Origin of the sequence: Nonomuraea sp. NPDC048882, from assembly GCF_040649755.1 — a bacterium.
Classification (GTDB): Bacteria; Actinomycetota; Actinomycetes; order Streptosporangiales; family Streptosporangiaceae; genus Nonomuraea; species Nonomuraea maheshkhaliensis.
The window spans coordinates 715304-733086 of the sequence record NZ_JBEZGB010000001.1; the positions used below are offsets into that span (position 1 = coordinate 715304).

General features: G+C 70.8%; 15 protein-coding genes. 3 read left to right on the plus strand and 12 right to left on the minus strand.

Annotated features, from left to right (window positions below):
• Positions 1-3 precede the first annotated feature (3 nt).
• The 5 genes from gcl to sucC are packed head-to-tail and all read right to left on the minus strand — an operon-like array spanning position 4 to position 5382.
• Entirely contained in the window at positions 4-1725 is a 1722-nt protein-coding gene (gene gcl, locus AB0C27_RS03035) for a glyoxylate carboligase (RefSeq protein WP_357836928.1), read from the minus strand.
• Positions 1722-2582 (minus strand): NAD(P)-dependent oxidoreductase, encoded by an 861-nt coding sequence (locus AB0C27_RS03040; RefSeq protein ID WP_357836931.1) that lies wholly within the window; start codon positions 2580-2582, stop codon positions 1722-1724. The genes gcl and AB0C27_RS03040 overlap by 4 nt, the downstream gene beginning before the upstream one ends.
• Complete coding sequence (locus tag AB0C27_RS03045) at positions 2579-3352, minus strand: TIM barrel protein (RefSeq protein WP_357836933.1); 774 nt, start codon at positions 3350-3352, stop codon at positions 2579-2581. The genes AB0C27_RS03040 and AB0C27_RS03045 overlap by 4 nt, the downstream gene beginning before the upstream one ends.
• Positions 3349-4248: a succinate--CoA ligase subunit alpha gene (gene sucD / locus AB0C27_RS03050; protein WP_346106285.1), complete on the minus strand. Its 900-nt coding sequence runs from the start codon at positions 4246-4248 to the stop codon at positions 3349-3351. The genes AB0C27_RS03045 and sucD overlap by 4 nt, the downstream gene beginning before the upstream one ends.
• Entirely contained in the window at positions 4249-5382 is a 1134-nt protein-coding gene (sucC, locus tag AB0C27_RS03055; protein ID WP_357836937.1) for an ADP-forming succinate--CoA ligase subunit beta, read from the minus strand.
• A gap of 161 nt (positions 5383-5543) precedes the next feature.
• Between sucC and AB0C27_RS03060 the strand changes: the two genes are divergently transcribed.
• The 3 genes from AB0C27_RS03060 (at position 5544) to AB0C27_RS03070 (ending at position 8050) form a co-directional block, all read left to right on the plus strand.
• Positions 5544-6731, plus strand: a complete 1188-nt coding sequence (locus AB0C27_RS03060; protein ID WP_357836940.1) for an MFS transporter — start codon at positions 5544-5546, stop codon at positions 6729-6731.
• Positions 6732-6866: 135 nt separating this feature from the next.
• Positions 6867-7604, plus strand: a complete 738-nt coding sequence (locus AB0C27_RS03065) for a GntR family transcriptional regulator (RefSeq protein ID WP_357836943.1) — start codon at positions 6867-6869, stop codon at positions 7602-7604.
• 266 nt (positions 7605-7870) lie between these two features.
• Positions 7871-8050, plus strand: coding sequence for a hypothetical protein (locus AB0C27_RS03070; RefSeq protein WP_357836946.1), 180 nt, complete (start codon positions 7871-7873; stop codon positions 8048-8050).
• 91 nt (positions 8051-8141) lie between these two features.
• Here AB0C27_RS03070 and AB0C27_RS03075 read toward each other — a convergent pair whose 3' ends face one another.
• The 7 genes from AB0C27_RS03075 to AB0C27_RS03105 all read right to left on the minus strand — a co-directional run bounded on the left by AB0C27_RS03075 (position 8142) and on the right by AB0C27_RS03105 (position 17648).
• The gene (locus AB0C27_RS03075; RefSeq protein ID WP_357837989.1) at positions 8142-9131 is read right to left on the minus strand and encodes a TerC family protein; all 990 of its coding nucleotides are present in this window, start codon (positions 9129-9131) and stop codon (positions 8142-8144) included.
• An 8-nt stretch (positions 9132-9139) separates the two neighbouring features.
• Positions 9140-9643 (minus strand): hypothetical protein, encoded by a 504-nt coding sequence (locus AB0C27_RS03080; RefSeq protein ID WP_346106293.1) that lies wholly within the window; start codon positions 9641-9643, stop codon positions 9140-9142.
• Positions 9643-11049, minus strand: coding sequence for an Nramp family divalent metal transporter (locus AB0C27_RS03085; protein WP_357836949.1), 1407 nt, complete (start codon positions 11047-11049; stop codon positions 9643-9645). The genes AB0C27_RS03080 and AB0C27_RS03085 overlap by 1 nt, the downstream gene beginning before the upstream one ends.
• 164 nt (positions 11050-11213) lie before the next feature.
• Positions 11214-13328: an acetate--CoA ligase family protein gene (locus AB0C27_RS03090; protein ID WP_357836952.1), complete on the minus strand. Its 2115-nt coding sequence runs from the start codon at positions 13326-13328 to the stop codon at positions 11214-11216.
• Entirely contained in the window at positions 13329-14552 is a 1224-nt protein-coding gene (frc, locus tag AB0C27_RS03095) for a formyl-CoA transferase (protein ID WP_357836955.1), read from the minus strand.
• A 13-nt stretch (positions 14553-14565) separates the two neighbouring features.
• The gene (locus AB0C27_RS03100; protein ID WP_357836958.1) at positions 14566-16239 is read right to left on the minus strand and encodes a thiamine pyrophosphate-binding protein; all 1674 of its coding nucleotides are present in this window, start codon (positions 16237-16239) and stop codon (positions 14566-14568) included.
• 95 nt (positions 16240-16334) lie between these two features.
• Positions 16335-17648, minus strand: coding sequence for a molybdopterin molybdotransferase MoeA (locus tag AB0C27_RS03105; RefSeq protein ID WP_357837992.1), 1314 nt, complete (start codon positions 17646-17648; stop codon positions 16335-16337).
• Between the last annotated feature and the right edge of the window lie 135 nt (positions 17649-17783).

The window sequence follows — 17783 nt, forward strand, 5'->3', positions numbered from 1 at the left end:
TCCTCAGTCGGACCAGTCGGCGGTGATGAGCTCGGGCAGCGGCTCGAACTCCTTGATCGCCTCCAGGGACGGGCCCATGGCGGCGTTCGCCTCGCGTTCCACCATCACCTCCACCAGCACGGGCAGCCGCTCGCGCGCCGCCTCCGCGCTCGCCCAGGCCAGCGCGTCGCGGATGTCGCCGGGCAGTTCGACCCGGCGCGCCGGGCAGCCGAACGCCTCCATGGCCTTGACGTGGTCGATGCCGCCCTCGCCGTAGTGCAGGTCCACGGCGTAGTTCATGTCGTACGGAAGCTCCGCCTGCCTGATGAGCCCCAGATACTCGTTGTTGATCATGACGATGACGAACGGGATCCGGTACTGCGCCGCCACCGCCACCTCCTCCATCAGGAACTGGAAGGAGTAGTCGCCGACCACCGCCACGACCTGCCGTTCCGGATGAGCCAGCTTGACCCCCATGGCGGCCGGCACCTCCCAGCCCAGCGGCCCGGCCTGCCCGCAGACCAGGTAGCGGCGCGGCAGGTACGTCGTCTGGAACTGGCCCGACCAGATCTGGTAGAGCCCGATCGCGGTGACGAACGTGGTGTCCCTCGGGAAGTAGTCGTTGATCTCCTTGAACACCCTGGGCGGCTTGATCGGCACGTCGTCGAAGTCGTCCCTTCGCCCCAGCGTGCCGCGCAACTCCCCGACCTTGCGCACCCACTTGCCCGCGTCGCGCGGCTCGCTCCTGCGCCGGGCCTCGTCGCGCAGCGCGGCCAGCACGGGCCTGGCGTGGCCGACGACGCCGAGATCGGGCTGGAAGACCCGGCCGATCTGCAGGGGGTCGATGTCCACGTGCACGAACTTGCGCCCGCGCCGGTAGACGTCGAGGTCGCCGGTGTGCCGGTCGCCGAACCTGGCGCCCACGGCGAGCACCAGATCGCTCTCCAGGAACGCGGCGTTGCCCCACCGCGTCTGCGTCTGGATGCCGGCCATGCCGGCGAAGAGCGGGTGGTCCTCGGGGAAGGCGCCCTTGCCCATGAGCGTCACCTGCACGGGGATCTGAAGGTGCTCGGCCAGCGCGCGCAGCTCGTCGCACGCCTCGGCGCCGATCACGCCGCCGCCGGCCAGGATGATCGGCCGCCTGGCCCCCTCCAGCAGGTCCATGGCCGCGCTCACCGCCCTGGGCAGGGGCTGCGGCACCTCGACGGGCAGCGGCGCGTCCACGTCGGGGTCGTACAGGCACAGGCCTCGCTGGACGTCGATCGGCAGGTCGATGAGCACGGGTCCCGGCCGACCTGAGCGGGCCCGCCTGAACGCCTCCCTGAACACCCACGGCGCCTGAGCCGGCTCCTTGAGCTGCACCGCCCACTTGGTCACCGGCCGGGCGATCTCCACGATGTCGACCGCCTGGAACGCCTCCTGGTGCAGCTTGGAGGTCATGGCCTGGCCGGTGATGCAGATCATCGGGATGGAGTCGGCGAGCGCGGTGTAGAGGCCGGTGATCATGTTCGTGCCCGCGGGGCCCGAGGTGCCGATGCAGACGCCGACGTTCCCCGTGACCCTGGCCCAGCCGTCGGCCGCGTGGGTGCCGCCCTCCTCGTGCCGTACGGTGATGTGCCGGATCGAGCTGTGCTGGAGCGCGGCGTAGAGCGGCAGGATGGCCGCGCCGGGGATGCCGAAGACGGTGTCCACGCCCTCCGACTCCAGCACCGACACCACTGCCTCCATGCAGGGCACCTTCTTCATCCGTTCAGCCTTTCGATCACCTTGAGCAGGGCGGAGTGGTCGAGCGAGCCGTGGCCCTGGGCCCTGGCCGCGGCCACGAGCTGGGCGACCTGACCGGTGAGCGGCAGGCTGACCCCGGCCTCGCGGGCGGCGGCGACGGCGATGCCCATGTCCTTGTGGTGCAGGTCGATGCGGAAGCCTGGGGCGAACTCCCGCTTGAGCATGGTGTGCCGCTTGAGGTCGAGGATGCGGGAGCCGGCCAGGCCGCCGGCGAGCACGTCCAGGCCGGGCCCCGCGTCCACCCCCGATGCTTCGAGCAGCACGATCGCCTCCGCCACCAGGCCGTAGATGCCGCCCACGACGAGCTGGTTGGCCGCCTTGACGGTCTGGCCCGAGCCCGCCGGGCCGACGTGCACGACGGTGGTGCCGAGCCGGCCCAGGACGGGCCTGGCGGCCTCGACGTCCTCGGCCTCGCCGCCGACCATGATCGACAGGGTGCCGTCGATGGCGCCGCGCTCGCCGCCGCTCACGGGGGCGTCCAGGGCCCGTACGCCGGCCGCCTTGGCCTGCCTGGCGACCTGGCGGGAGGTCTCGGGCCTGATGGTGCTCATGTCGACGTACAGCAGGTCGGGCTTGCCGTACTCGACGACGAGCGGCGCCACTTCCTCGACCTGGGGGGAGTCGGGGAGCATGGTGATCACCACGTCGGCGCCCGCGACCGCGTCCACGACGCCGGTGGCGGGCTTGCCGCCCAGCTCCGCCAGTTGTTCGACGCGGGCGGCGCTCACGTCATAACCGGTCACGACATATCCGGCTTTGAGGAGGTTGGCCGCCATCGGGCTGCCCATGATCCCCAAACCGACGAACCCGATGTTCATTCCTGCCTCCAGTCGAACGCGTCCGGCCCCTCGTGCCGGTACTCCAGGCCGACGTGGCCGCGGTAGCCCGCCGCCTCCAGCCGGGCGAGGATCTCCGGGTACGGCATGTCCCCGGTCCCCGGCCGTCCCCTCCCGGGGTTGTCGGCGATCTGCACGTGCCCGAAGCGCGCGCTGTGCCCGTCGATGAGCGCGAGCACGTCCTCGCCCATCCGGTGCAGGTGGTAGAGGTCGGCCAGGAAGGCCACGTTGGGCCGGTCCACCTGGTCGATCAGCTCGAACGCCGCCTGCGACGAGGTGATCGGATAGTCCGGGTTCTCGTAGGAGTTGAGGGCCTCGACCACCACGGTCGCGCCGATGCCCGCCGCCGCGTCGGCCGCCCGGCGCAGGTTCGCCACGGCCAGGTCCCTGTCGGTGCCGGGGTCGTTGCCGTACAGGGCGTTGAGCACCGTGCAGCCCAGCTCCCCCGCGAGCCGGACCGCGACGTCGATGTTGGCCTGGAAGCGGGCCGAGCCGCCGGGCCTGGCCAGCAGGCCGCGCTCGCCCGCCGCCATGTCCCCGGCGTCGAAGTTGAGCCCGGCCAGCCGCACGCCGGCCTCCTCGATCGCGCTCCTGAGTGCGCCCAGCTCGGCGGCGCCCGGATCGGGCGAGCCGAACGGCCACCACAGCTCGACCGCGTCGAACCCGGCCTTGGCCGCCGCCGCCGGACGTTCCAGCAGCGGCAGGCCGGTCAGCAGGATGGAGAGGTTGACGTCGAAACGCACCGCGCTCACGTCCCGGTCCCGCGCGGCACGCGGTTCAGCTCGGACCGCATCAGCCGGGCCGTCTCCGAAGGGGTGCGCCCGACGCGGACCCCGACCGCCTCCAGCGCCTCCTTCTTGGCCTGGGCGGTGCCGGACGAGCCGGACACGATCGCGCCCGCGTGCCCCATCGTCTTGCCCTCGGGCGCGGTGAACCCGGCCACGTAGGCGACCACGGGCTTGGTCACGTTCGCGGCGATGTAGGCGGCGGCCCGCTCCTCGGCGTCGCCGCCGATCTCGCCGATCATCACGATGGCGTCGGTGCCGGGATCGTCCTGGAACGCCTGGAGGCAGTCGATGTGCGTGGTCCCGATGACGGGGTCGCCGCCGATGCCGACGGCGGTGGAGAAGCCGAGGTCGCGCAGCTCGTACATGAGCTGGTACGTCAGCGTCCCCGACTTCGAGACCAGCCCGATCCGCCCGGCCGAGGTGATGTCGGCGGGGATGATGCCGGCCGACGACTGGCCGGGGCTGATCAGGCCGGGGCAGTTGGGCCCGATGATCCGGGTGCGGCCGCCGTTCGCCAGGGCGCGGAAGCGCACGGCGTCGTGCACGGGCACGCCCTCGGTGATCACCACGCAGAGCGGCACCTCGGCCTCGACCGCCTCCTGCACGGCCGCGGCGGTGAACCGGGGCGGCACGAAGATCACCGACACGTCGGCCCCGGTCTCCGCGACCGCCGCCGCGACCGAGCCGAACACCGGCACCGTCCGCTCACCGAAGTCCACCGAGGTGCCGCCCTTGCCCGGCGTCACCCCGGCCACGATGTCGGTGCCGGCGGCGAGCATGCGGGCGGTGTGCCGGGTGCCCTCCGCGCCGGTCATGCCCTGGACGAGCACCCGGCTGTCCTTGGTCAGAAAAATCGCCATTTACGCACCTACCGCGAGTCGAGCCGCCGTCTCGGCGGCGCCGTCCATGGTGGAGACCTGGCGCACCGCCGGGTGCCGGGCGTCACTGAGGATGCGCCGGCCCACCTCGGCGTTGTTGCCGTCCAGCCGTACGACGATGGGCCTGCCGTGGCCGCGCTCGCCGAGGAGTTCGAGCGCGGTGACGATGCCGTTCGCCACCGCGTCGCACGCCGTGATGCCGCCGAAGACGTTGACCAGCACCGAGCGCACGTCGGGGTCGGCCAGGATGATCTCCAGCCCGTCGGCCATGACCTTGGCCGAGGCGCCGCCGCCGATGTCGAGGAAGTTGGCGGGGTCGGCGCCCGCGCCCGCGACCACGTCGAGCGTGCTCATGACCAGCCCGGCGCCGTTGCCGATGACGCCGACGGTGCCGTCCAGCTTGACGTAGTTGAGCCCTTTCGCCTTGGCACGGTCCTCCAGGCTGTCGGTGCTCTCCTCGTAGTCCTGCCAGGTGTGCCGGAAGGCCGCGTTGTCGTCCAGGGTGACCTTGCCGTCGAGCGCCACGATCCGCTGGTCGGTGGTGCAGATCAGCGGGTTGACCTCGACGAGCAGCGCGTCCTCCTCGACCAGCACCCGCCACAACTGCTCCAGCACCCCTGCCGCCTGCTCGGGCAGCCCCGCCTTGGCCGCCAGCAGCCTGGCGGTTTCGGCGTCCACGCCCGTCGCGGGGTCGATCGGCAGTCTCACGATGGCGTCGGGGTCGGTGGCGGCCAGTTCCTCGATCTCCATGCCGCCCTGGGCCGACACCATGGCCAGGAACGTGCCCTCCGCCCGGTCCACCAGGAAGGCGGCGTAGTACTCCTCGAACGGGACCGTCGCGGCCTCCACCAGCACGCGGCGCGCGATGTGTCCCTTGATGTCCATTCCGATGACGCGATCGGCTTCCGTGGCGGCCGCGGCCGGGCCCGCCGCCGGTCTGATCCCGCCCGCCTTGCCCCGTCCGCCGGTCTTCACCTGGGCTTTGATGACCACGGGCGCGTCCAGCTCCGCCGCGATCTCGCCGGCCTGCGCCGGAGTGGTCGCGATCGCGCCGGCTGGTACGGGGATCCCGTGACGCCCGAAGAGCTCCTTCGCCTGGTACTCGTACAGGTCCATTCGAGCCTCCTTTGTAGACGGTATACCGTATGGAGTATCCTTCGTCTAGGGCCTCGACAGCGGTCGGTCGGCGGGATATTCCATACAGTATGGAGAATGCAATTAAGGATTGGCGGGGGCGTTCGTACTGCCCTGGACCCGTCCCGGCCGACCGTGCCCGCATGTTCCGGCTGGCCCTGGCCGCCATGGCGGCCATCGCGCCCCTGCAGTACGGCTACGCGGCCCTGCTCGCCCGCGACGCCGGCGGGCTGACCCTGCTGGCGGTGTGGATCGCCTGCCAGGCCGCCGGCGCCCTGCCCGCGCTCCACCTCGTGCGGCGCGGGCGCCTGGGCGTCCGCGCGTGCCTGGCAGCCGGCGCGGCGCTGAGCGGCCTCGGCCTGGCCACGGCCGCCCTCACCACCCCCGGACCGGCCGCACTCATCGGGTACGCGCTGCTCGGCGGGCTCGGCGGCGGGCTCGTCTACGGGGTCTGCGGGGAGGTCGTCTCCTCCTGGTATCCCGAGCGCCCGGCCGCCCGGGTCGGCCTGATCACCGGCGCCTTCGGCTACGGAGCCGTGCCGCTGCTGCTCTGGACCGGGATCGCCCCCGGCGCCACGTCCGCCGCCCTCCTGGTCTGCGCCGTGCTCGCCACGGCCGTCGTCGGCCTGGCCGCCTGGCACCTGCGGCTTCCGCCGGCCCGCTGGTGGCCCGGCGACGTCGATCCGCGCAGCCACGCCCTCGACGCCGCCCGGCTGCGCACCAGCCCCGAGGCGGTCAAGCAGTTCGGGCTGGCCCAGGCCGTGCGCACCCGTACACTGCCGGCCCTGGCCCTGCTGCTGACGTGCGCGGGGGCGGTGTCGGTGTTCGACGTGATCGTGGTGGCGGGCACGGGCGCGTGGGGCGCGCTGGCCCTGCTCGTGGCGCTGAACGGCGCGGGCAGGTCGGTGGCGGTGCGGGCGTCGGAGCGGTTCGGCCGCCGCCGCGTGCTGGCCGCCGTCTTCGCCGCGCTCGCGCTCGGCCAGATCCTGCTGGCCGTGGCCGTCCAGAACGCGTCAGTGCAAGGGGCGACGTCCGCGGGCAGCCCGCTGCTGTGGCTCGGGGCCGTCGCGGCGGGGCTCGGCGGTGGCGCGTTCTATCCCCTGCTGGCCAGTCTCGTCCGCGAACTCTTCGGCACCGAGCGGGCCACGGAGATCCACGCGGTGGTCTACAGTGCCAAGGCCGTGGCCGGAGTGGTGGCCGCCGTGCTGGCCCTGGTAGCGCTGACCGCTCCCGGTGCCGCCCTGCTGGCCGCCGCCGCGCTGGCGGCCCTGCCGGCCCTGGCCACGCCCCGGCTGCGCATCCCCGGCCTGCCCGTCACCATCCCGCTCTGAGGGTCTTCGGTGAATTCCCCCTAAAATCCCCCCGTTATATCCCCCTGTGATGAGTCTCACGACCATGGAGAACCCCTCCACGGTATGCTGTAGGCAGTCGACCAAAAACCTTAACTTGTCCTGGAGACGTGTCCCATGTTGCTGTCGGATCAGGCCGGTCAGACGGCGGCCGCCAAGATTCCCCGTCCGACGACGCTCCGCGAGAGCGTCATCGAGGCTATCCAAGAGCTCATCGTCTCCAGCCAGCTCAAGCCAGGCCAGCATCTCGTCGAAAGTGAGCTGGCCGAGCTGCTCGGCGTCTCCAGGCAGCCGGTCCGCGAGGCGTTGCAGCAGCTCAGCGGCGAGGGATGGGTCGATCTCCACCCGGGGCAGGGCGCGTTCGTGCACGTCCCGACGGTGGAGGAGGCCGACCAGCTGCTCGCCGTGCGCACGCTGCTGGAGACCGAGTCCGCCAGGCTCGCCGCGCAGCACGCGGGCGAGGAGGGCGTCAGGCGGCTGCGCGCGCTGTGCGCGCGCGGCATCGCCGCCGTGCAGTCCGACGACGTCGACGACGCGGTGGCGACCAACTCCGAGCTGCACGCCCTGGTCACGGACCTGTCGGGCAACAAGGTCCTGGCCGAGCTGGCCGCCCAGGTGGCCAGGCGGGTGCGGTGGTACCACACGCCGGTGGCCCGCCAGCGCGGCATGGCGTCCTGGGACGAGCACACCGCGCTGATCGACGCCATCGAGGCCGGTGACGAGCGCACGGCCGCGAAGATCATGCGCGATCACACCGAGCACACCCGGGCCTCCTACATGGAGCAGCGGGAGCACCAGCCGGCCGAGCCGGCGCCCAAGCCCGTACGCAGGCGCCGCCCGCGCCGCCTGGGCTGAACCCTCGCCGAACTTCCCTGGGCCGGTCGCGTCTGGACCGGTCCGATCTTCAGGGCGGTCTCCCTTGGGGTGGTCTCGTCCGAGCCGGCCTGGCTTGGACCGATCCCGCCCGGGTTCGACCTGCCCGGGAACACGCACGCCCGGATCCACGCCGTCCGGGGGTCGACCAGCGGTTTCCGGGTTTTGACACGGCGTTCACGTAAGTCCACATGCTCCGAAACACCTCGGGTAGAGGGTGGAGCTGTTACCGAATGGAGGTGCACGACATGAAAGCGTTCATCCGCTTTCTCTTGGGTGATCCCCTGGGCCAGTCCGCGGACGGCGGGACCATCGGCGCCGGCCTCAGTGCGGCGCTCAGGAAGCACTACTCCGCGCAGGACGCGGAGCACTACCTGCGCCAGTGGAGCGCCGAGCGGCACGACGTGCGCGACAACACGCGCCACTGAGCCGCCGGATCGGGCATGCATGCGCATGCCGATGAGCCGCGACAGGGGGGGCGGCCACCCATGAGCAGCCACCGCCCCCGCGCGGCCCACGTCAATCCACCGGTGCCGGCTCCACCTCCTCGGCCTCCTTCTTGGCCGCGGCCTTGGCGTCGCGCGACGACTTGATCAGGCTCAGCACCGTGGTCACGGCGAGGGTGCCGATGATGACCCCCAGAGACACCAGGATCGGGATCTCCGGCGCCCACGACACACCGTCGTGGTGCAGCGCCTCCATGATCAGCTTCACGCCGATGAAGGCCAGCACCACCGACAGTCCCTTGCTGAGGTAGACGAGCCGGTCGAGCAGTCCTCCGATCAGGAAGAACAGCTGCCGCAGCCCCATGAGGGCGAAGGCGTTGGCGGTGAAGACCAGGTACGGCTCCTTGGTCAGCCCGAAGATGGCCGGGATCGAGTCCAGCGCGAACAGCAGGTCGGTGGTGCCGATCGCGACCATCACGATGAGCATCGGGGTGACCATCCTGCGCCCGTGGTGCACGGTGAGACGGGCGCCGTGATAGGTGTCCGTCGTCGGGAGCACCCGGCGAACGGTGCGCAGCGCGAGGTTCTCGGAGAACTCCGCCTCCTCGTCCTCGTGCCCGATCAGCTTCCACGCGGTGTAGACGAGGAAGGCGCCGAACACGTAGAAGAGCCAGTCGAACCTGGTGACGGCCTCAGCGCCGGCCGCGATGAAGCCGCCGCGCATGAAGAGGGCCAGGATGATGCCGATGAGCAGCACCTTCTGCCGGTACTGCCGGGGCACCTGGAACCTGCTCATGATCAGCAGGAAGACGAAGAGGTTGTCCACGCTGAGCGAGTACTCGGTGATCCACCCGGCGAAGAACTCCCCTCCGTGCGCCGGGCCGGACAGCAGGAGCAGGCCGGCGCCGAAGGCCACGGCCAGCCCCACGTAGAAGGAGACCCAGGCCACGCACTCCTTGAAGCTGGGTTCGTGCGGGTTGCGGGCCACGAGCCAGAAGTCGAACGCGAGCACGACGCAGAAGCCGCCGATCGTGACCAGCCAGATCCACAGCGGCAGTTCCATCGCCGGCGTCATCTACGCGCCCCCTTCCGCGCGTTTCTGCGCTTGTCGACCACCCGGGCGAAGCGCAGGTACGTGCCGAGCAGGTCCTTGGCGAGCGGGTTGTCGCCGGCCCGGCGTACCAGCCAGTGCGGCATGAGCCGCTCGTGCATCCAGAGAAAGCCGATCGCGAAGCCGAGGGCGATCATCGCCTGGTAGGCCAGGAACGCCGGCACCCCTTCGGCCAGGCCGCCCGTCGGGGCCAGGACCTCCTGCGCCAGCCTGGACACCGGGAAGGCGGCCATCCAGTACAGGCCCACCGGCCCGAAGGTGCCGGGCCGGAAGACGCCGTGACCGAGCAGCATGCCGTACAGGCCGCCGAAGAGGCCGAGCGGCATGGCGAGCGCCAGGGCAGCCAGCGCGGCCATCCCGGTGGGCTGCCCCGCGAGCAGGGTCAGCCCACCGGCGATGGCACCGGCTACGGCTCCGATCGACGCCCCTGGCAGGGCGAGTTCGAGGCTGTGCCGTCCACCCATCAGCCCACGACCACGCCGTAGGCGAAGAGGCTGTAGAACAGCATCCCGAGATAGAACACCGCGCCGAAGCCGATGATCAGGTTGGTCCACCACTTGGGCCTGATCGGTTTCGGCAGCATGCGGTTGTTCACCAGGAGCAGGGTCACGCAGTACGCGCCCATGGCGAACGTCGACAGGAACGCCAGCGTGTCCAGGATCCCGCTCGGCCCGTCAGCCGGCCCGAACAGCAGGATCAGGATGCCGAAGATGATGACGCCCCAGAGGAAGATCCCGTACAGCTTCGACATGCCCAGCTTCTTCGCCCCGGGGACGAAGTGGAAGGACATGTCGGCCTGGCCACGGGAGAAGGAGTCGAACAGGCCGAGCGTGGCGTTCAGGCCGATCAGCGCGATGAACCCGAGGAAGACGGCCCCGAGAACCGAGCTGCCCGCCGACGAGACGGCGTCGGCCATCGCGGACAGCGCCACCTCCCGGTCGTCGCCCTGAATGGCCGTGCGCACGGCCGGGTTCTGGCGCACCGCCGACTGGGCGATCACCGTGAAGGAGATCGTGACCAGCATGGTGATGCCCCAGAACAGCAGCAGCGCGTCGAACGTGACCCAGCGCCGCCACCCCTTCCACTTCGCCATCTCGGCGGGGTCCTCGGTGTCGAACATGAACCCGCGCGAGGGCATCTCCTCTTCCTCGCCCGCGTGCCGCAGCCCGCGCACCTTCGGCAGGTGCACGCCCATGCCGGCGCCGGAGTCGCGCAGGTGCAGCGTGTACCACATCTGCTGCATGCCCGAGGGACCGGCGAAGGCGCACGCCCCGACGATGACGGGGAACCAGGCGGCCGACATGGCCTCCGGCGGCAGGTAGCCGAAGGAGAGCATGCCGGAGATGGTGGAAACCACGTCGCTCCACGATCCGACCATGGCCGCGACCACGGCCGTGCCGAGCACGAGAGCGCCGATGAGCAGCGACAGCACGTTCTCGAGCAGGTTGTAGATCACCTTGGCGAGGGTGAAGACCACGCCGACGAGGATCAGCCCGGCGACCGCGGTCACCACCCAGGGTATGCCGGTGATCTCCTCGAACGCCGCCGCTCCCGCCGACAGGTGTCCCGGCCAGATGTAGACGGCGATCGCCACGATGAAGAAGAACCACATCAGCGGCTTGAACACCCTGGCCGCGCCGGAGAAGATGCTCTCCCCCGTGGCCATGGCGTAACGGGCCATCTCCAGCATCACCACGGCCTGCAAGGTGACGCCGATCAGGAACAGCCACCGGATCTCCGGTCCGAACAGCAGGACCAGCCGGGGCCACATGTACGACTCGCCCATGCCCACGCCCAGGGCGACGAGGAACACCGTCGGCCCGAGAATGTGCACCGAGGGAGGCGCGTCGGGGAGCTTCCTGATGGGCATCGGCTCAAGCCGGCCCGCTTTCCATACTCGTTCATCCTCGACCGGCGGCGTGGCCGTCGCCGGTGGTGTGTTCGATGTGTCCACCTACGGACCTCCTGGGGGGTTGTTGCCTTCCTCGTGCGCCCCGAATAAGCCCCCTCGCCTGCTGCTGTCGCGCTCGGCTCTTAGCGCAACAGCCCGGCTGCCCTGGCCCAGCGGTACTTCGCACCTAGGACCGCCACGGGCTTCTCCGTCGTGTACGGGTACGCGACCACGCCATGCTCGTACAGGTACTCGCTGGCCTCCTCAACCTCGGTGTCGCCGGCGAGCGATGCCACGACCGGCTTGGTGTTGCCCTTCGCCCGCTCCTCCGCGACCACTTTCGCGATGAGCTCGGCGAAGACCATCGGCGGCGTCACGATCGTGTGCCAGTAGCCCAGGACGAGCGCGTGGATGCGGTCGTCCTGAAGGCCGAGGCGGACCGTGTTCTCGTAGGTCGAGGGGGGTTCGCCGCCGGTGATGTCGATGGGGTTGCCCGCCGCGCCGAACGGCGGGATGTAGGCGCGGAAGGCCGTGTCCAGGTCGTCGGGGATGTCCATGAGGGTCAGCCCGGCGTCCACGACGGCGTCGGAGAGCAGCACGCCCGAGCCGCCCGCCCCGGTGATGATGACGACGTTCTCGCCCTTGGGCGTGGGCAGGACGGGCAGCGCGCGGGCGTACTCGAGCATGTCGTTGAGCCCCGGCGCGCGCACCACCCCGGCCTGGCGCAGGATGTCGTCGTAGACCTTGTCGTCGCCGGCCAGCGCGCCGGTGTGCGAGCCCGCGGCCCGCGCGCCCATCGCGGTGCGGCCGGCCTTGAGCACGATGACCGGCTTCTCCTTGACGACCCGGCGGGCGGCCTCGACGAAGCCGCGACCGTCCTTGAGGTCCTCCAGGTGCATGGCCACGGCCTTGGTGTTGTCGTCCTGCTCGAAGAAGGTGAGCAGGTCGTCCTCGTCCACGTCGGCCTTGTTGCCGACGCCGACGATGGCCGAGACGCCCATCTTCGAGGTGCGGCTGAAGCCCAGGATGGCCATCCCGATGCCGCCGCTCTGCGAGGTCAGCGCCACGCTGCCGCGCACGTCGTACGGGGTGCAGAAGGTGGCGCAGAGGTTTTCCGGCGTGTAGTAGTAGCCGTAGATGTTCGGCCCGAGCATGCGCACGCCGTGCCTGCGGGCGATCTCGACGATCTCCTTCTGGCCCTCCACGTTCCCGGTCTCGGCGAACCCGGACGGGATCATGACGGCGCCCGCCGCGCCCTTCTGCCCGACCTCCTCCAGGGCGGGGGCGACGAACTTGGCCGGGATGGCGAAGACGGCCACGTCCACGTCGCCGGGCACGTCGGTGACGCTCTTGTACGCCTTGAGCCCCATGATCTCGTCGGCCTTGGGGTTGATCGGGTAGATCTGCCCCTGGTAGCCGCCGTTGATGAGGTTCTTCATGACCGAGTTGCCGATCTTGCCGTTCTCGGCCGAGGCACCGATCACGGCGACCGAGCGCGGCTTGAAGATCCGGTTCATCTGCCGCAGGATCTCCTCGCGCGACAGCCTGGTGACCTCGGGCTGCGGGGTCCCGATGATGACGCGCACGTCGGCGGCGACCGCGCCGTTCGCGTCGGCGAAGACGGGGTTGAGGTCCACCTCGACGATCTCGGGGATGTCGGTGACGAGCCGGCCGACGCGCTCGATCAGCGCCGCCAGCGCCTCCCGGTTGGCGGGTTCCGCCCCCCGGACCCCGCGGAGCACTTCCGCCGCCCTGATGTCGTCCAGCATCTTCAGCGCATCATCGCCTGAAACCGGGGCAAGACGGAAGGTCACGTCCTTAAGTACTTCAACCAGGACACCGCCCAGGCCGAACGCGATGACCTTGCCGAAGGTCGGATCGGTGACCGCGCCCACGATGACCTCGTGCCCGCCACCGACCAGCTGCTGCACCTGGATGCCGTCGATCTTGGCGTCGGGGTTGTAGGCGCGGGCATTGGTCAGGATCGTGTCGTAGCCGGCGCGTACCTCCTCGGCGCTCTTCAGCCCGACGAGCACGCCGCCGGCGTCCGTCTTGTGCAGGATGTCCGGCGAGACGATCTTCAGGACGACGGGGAACCCGATCTCCCCGGCCAGCCGGGCGGCCTCGTCGGCCGAGGTGGCCAGGCCCTCGCCGGGGGTGGCGATGCCGTACGCCTGGCAGAGCTCGCGGCCCTCGGGGGCCGTCAGGGCCGTGCGCCCTTCCGCCAGCGCCTTCTCGATGACTTCCCTGGGGCCCACTTAGATGACTCCGTTCGACTTGAGTTCAGCCAGCTCGTCAGCGCTCACGCCGAGCTCGCCGTAGATCTCGTGGTTGTGCTCGCCGAGCAGCGGCGGGGTGCGCACGTCCACCGGCGAGTCCGACAGCTGCAGGGGGCTGCCCACGGTGACGAACTCGCCGCGCTGCGGGTGATCGACCGAGACGACGATGCCCTCCTCGCGCAGGCTCTGGTCCTCCACCAGCTCCTTGGTGGACAGGATCGGCCCGCAGGGGATGTTCTCGGCGTTGAGCCGGTCGAGCACCGTCCACTTGTCGTGCCGGATCGTCCACTCCTCGATGAGCTGGAACATCTTGTCCAGCTTCGACAGCCGCGCCTCCGGCGTCGCCCACTCGGGGTCGTCGGCCAGCTCGGGCCGGCCGATGATGGCCGAGATCGGCTTCCAGCCGACCGGCTGGACGATCACGTAGATGTAGTCGTTCGGGCCGCCGGGAGCGCAGCGCACCGCCCAGCCCGGCTGGCCGCCGCCGCTGGCGTTGCCGGAGCGCGGCACCTCGTCGCCGAACGTCCTGTTGGGGTATTCACGCAGCGGGCCGTGCGCCAGGCGCTGCTGGTCGCGCAGCTTGACGCGGCACAGGTTCAGCACGGCGTGCTGCATGGCCACCTGTACGCGCTGGCCGCGGCCGGTCTGGCCCCGCTGGTAGAGGGCGGCCAGGATGCCGGCCACCACGTGGATGCCGGTGCCCGAGTCGCCGATCTGGGCCCCGGTGGCCATCGGCGGGCCGTCCTCGAAGCCCGTGGTGCTCATCGAGCCGCCCATGGCCTGGGCGATCACCTCGTACGCCTTGAACTTGGCGTACTTGCCCTGGCCGAAGCCCTTGATCGAGGCGTAGATGAGGCGGGGGTTGAGCTCCTGGAGGCGATCCCAGGAGAAGCCCATGCGGTCCACCGCGCCGGGACCGAAGTTCTCCACCAGGATGTCGGCGTTCTTCACCAGCTCGGTGAAGATCTCCTTGCCCCGCTCGCTCTTCATGTTGAGGGTGATGCTGCGCTTGTTGCAGTTGAGCATCGTGAAGTAGAGGCTGTCGACGTCTGGCACGTCGCGCAGCTGCTGCCGGGTGATGTCGCCGGTCGGCGCCTCCAGCTTGATCACGTCGGCGCCCAGCCAGCCGAGCAGCTGGGTGGCCGACGGACCCGACTGGACGTGGGTCATGTCGAGGACGCGAACACCTTCGAGAGCCTTCATCTCAAGCTTTCCCCTACTTGTACATGGTCTGGTTCATGGTTCCGGGGGCGTACACCTCTGGGTCGACCCAGACGTTGATCAGGGAGGGCTTGCCCGACTGCCTGGCCCGCTCAAGGGCGGGACGGATCTCGGCCGGGTCGCGCACCTCCTCGCCGTAGCCGCCGAGGAGCTTGGCGAACTCCCCGTAGCGGATGTCGCCGAGCGTGTTGCCCACGCGGGCGCGGTCCTCGCCGTACTTGGCGGCCTGGCCGTAGCGGATCTGGTTCATCGAGGAGTTGTTGCCGATGACCCCGATGAACGGCAGGTCGAAGCGGACCATGGTCTCGAAGTCCCAGCCGGTCAGGCTGAAGGCGCCGTCACCGAACAGGCACAGCACCTCCTTGTCGCGGCGGGCCTGCTTGGCGGCCATCGCGAAGGCCATGCCGACGCCGAGCGTGCCCAGGGGGCCCGGGTCCATCCAGTGGCCCGGCGACTTCGGCTGCACGACCTGGCCGGAGAAGGTGACGATGTCGCCGCCGTCGCCGATGTAGATCGTGTCCTCGGTCAGGAACTCGTTGATCTCGTGCACGAGGCGGTACGGGTCGATCGGCTGGGCGCCGGAGAGCTGGCGGGGCAGGCGCTTCTCGTACGCCTTGGTCTCGACCGCGCGCAGCTCCTCCAGCCACTCCTTGCGGCGGGCGGCGCCGTTCTCGACCCGGCCGCTGGCGGCCTGGGCCGTCGCCGCCAGGATGAGGCCGGCGTCGCCGACGATCCCGAGGTCGATGTCGCGGTTCTTGCCGACGGTGCGGTAGTCGAGGTCGATCTGCACGACCTTGGCCGTCGGCGACAGGCGCTTGCCGTAGCCCATCCGGAAGTCGAACGGGGTGCCGACGATGATGATCAAGTCGGCCTCGGTGAAGGCGTACCTGCGGCTGAGCTGGAAGTGGTGCGGGTCGCCGGGCGGGAGCGTGCCGCGGCCGGAGCCGTTCATGTACGCGGGCACGTTCAGAGCCCTGACGAAGTCGATGGCCGCGTCCGTGGCGCGGCACGTCCAGACCTGGTTGCCGAGCAGGATGCACGGCTTCTCGGAGTGCGCAAGCAGGTCCGCCAGCCGCTCGATGGCCTCGGGGTCGCCCTGCTGGCGGGTGGAGGCCCGGTAGTGGCCGGCCTCGGGGATGCGCGCCTTCTCGACCGGCACCTTCGCGTCGAGCACGTCGCGCGGGATCTCCAGGAACGACGGCCCGGGAGCGCCGTGGTAGCACTCGCGGAAGGCCATCGACACGATGTCGGCCACCCGTTCCGTGCTGGGCACCGTGGCCGCGAACTTGGTGATCGGGGTCATCATGTCGACGTGCGGGAGGTCCTGCAGCGAGCCCATCTTGTGCTGGCTCAGCGCCCCCTGACCGCCGATGAGCAACATCGGGCTCTCCGCCCTGAAGGCGTTGGCCACGCCGGTGACGGCGTCGGTCGTGCCCGGCCCGGCGGTGACGACCGCGCAGCCGGGCTTGCCGGTGATGCGCGCGTAACCGTCCGCGGCGTGCGCGGCCACCTGCTCATGGCGTACGTCGATGACCTCGATGCCCTCATCGACGCAGCCGTCGTAGATATCGATGATGTGGCCGCCGCAGAGCGTGTAGATCACGTCCACGCCCTCGGCCTTGAGTGCCTTGGCTACGAGATGACCGCCAGAGATCGTTTCCGACATCATGCCACCCTTTCCCGGCGACTGAACTGCCCACTGTCTGTCTTCCGCATACTGCATACCGTATGAACGCAATGGTTACCCCCTCGCGATGGGCCTGTCTAGCCCCCTGGGGGCAACTCGATCAGCTCGACCCGCTCTCCCGACCACCCCGGAGGGACCACCGCAAGTGCCCCGGCCAGGGCCGCACCCCACAAAGAGCCCGGCCGATCGTGTCCCACGGGAATCGCTCCCCGCTCGGATCCGAGCACCGGAACCAGCCGGGTGTCACGGGGATGCGGGTGCACGACCCCGTGCAGCGCGCTCGTCTCCACGGCCGCCGGCGTCCCGGTCAGCTCGCGCAGGATCGGGGCGAGCAGCGTCAGCGAGGCGGCCAGGGCCGCGAACGGGTTGCCCGGCAGACCCACCACGAGCCGGCCGTCGCGGAGACGGGCGAGGAGCTGGGGGTGGCCTGGGCGGACGGCGACGCCGTCGACGAGCACCTCGGCGGCCAGGCCGTCGAGCACGGCCCGCAGGTGGTCGGCGGGGCCCTTCGACGAGGCCCCGCACACGACCACGATCTCGGCCGCCGGCTCAGCCGAACGGCCGTCAGCGACCGCGGCCGACTCAGGCGCGCGGCCGTCAGCGACGAAGGCCGCCGGCGAATGACCGACCGCGGGAGCGGCCTGCTCCGGTGAACGGCCGCCCTCCTCGGGGGGATGTTGCCATGCGCCGGCGGTCTCGCGCCAGCCCCCGGTGAGCGCGGCGCGCAGGGGGTCGGCGCCGTCGGGGAGGCGGTCCACGGTCGTCACGCGCCCCCCGGCCCACTCCACCAGGCCCGGCAGGAACGGCCCGATCGCGTCCCTGACCCGGCCAGGGCCCGGCAGCCCGTGATCGACCACCTCGTCCCCAGTGACCAGCACGGCGACGCGCGGGCGGGGCCGTACCGGCAGCTCGTCGTGGCCGAGCGCGGCGGCCAGCCCGAGCGCCGCCGGCGTCACCACGGCGCCCTCCGGCAGCACAACCGCCCCCTCGGGGACGTCCTCACCGCGCCGCCTGATGTGCCTGCCCTCCTCGGCCGGGCCGCGAACCCGCCCGCCGGTCGCGTCCGCCCGCTCGTACGGCAGCACCGAATCGGCGCCGGCGGGCACGGGAGCGCCGGTCGCGATCTCCACCGCCTCCCCCGCCCGCAGCGGCCGGTCGTGGGCCGCCCCGCCGGCGAGCACGCGCGCCACCACGCGCCACGGCCCAGGACCGGCCACGGCGTAGCCGTCCATCGCCGAGACGTCCGTCCCCGGCACGGCGACCAGCGCCGTCAGCGGCCCGGCCAGCCGGCGTCCGAGCGCCTCCCGCAAGGGGACCGTCTCGGGCTTGGCCGGGCAGGCCGCACCGGCCGCGAGGGCCCGCGCGGCGGGCCAGGAGATCGCTTCCACCACTGGTCCATGCCACGCAACGGCCACGGGCACACTCCTTGACCCTCGTTTTTCCATACTGTATACCGAATGCACGACGGGCCGCGATTTTGCGGCCCGTCGCAAGTTACGGGCCCGTACTTGTCATCCGACGCGAGA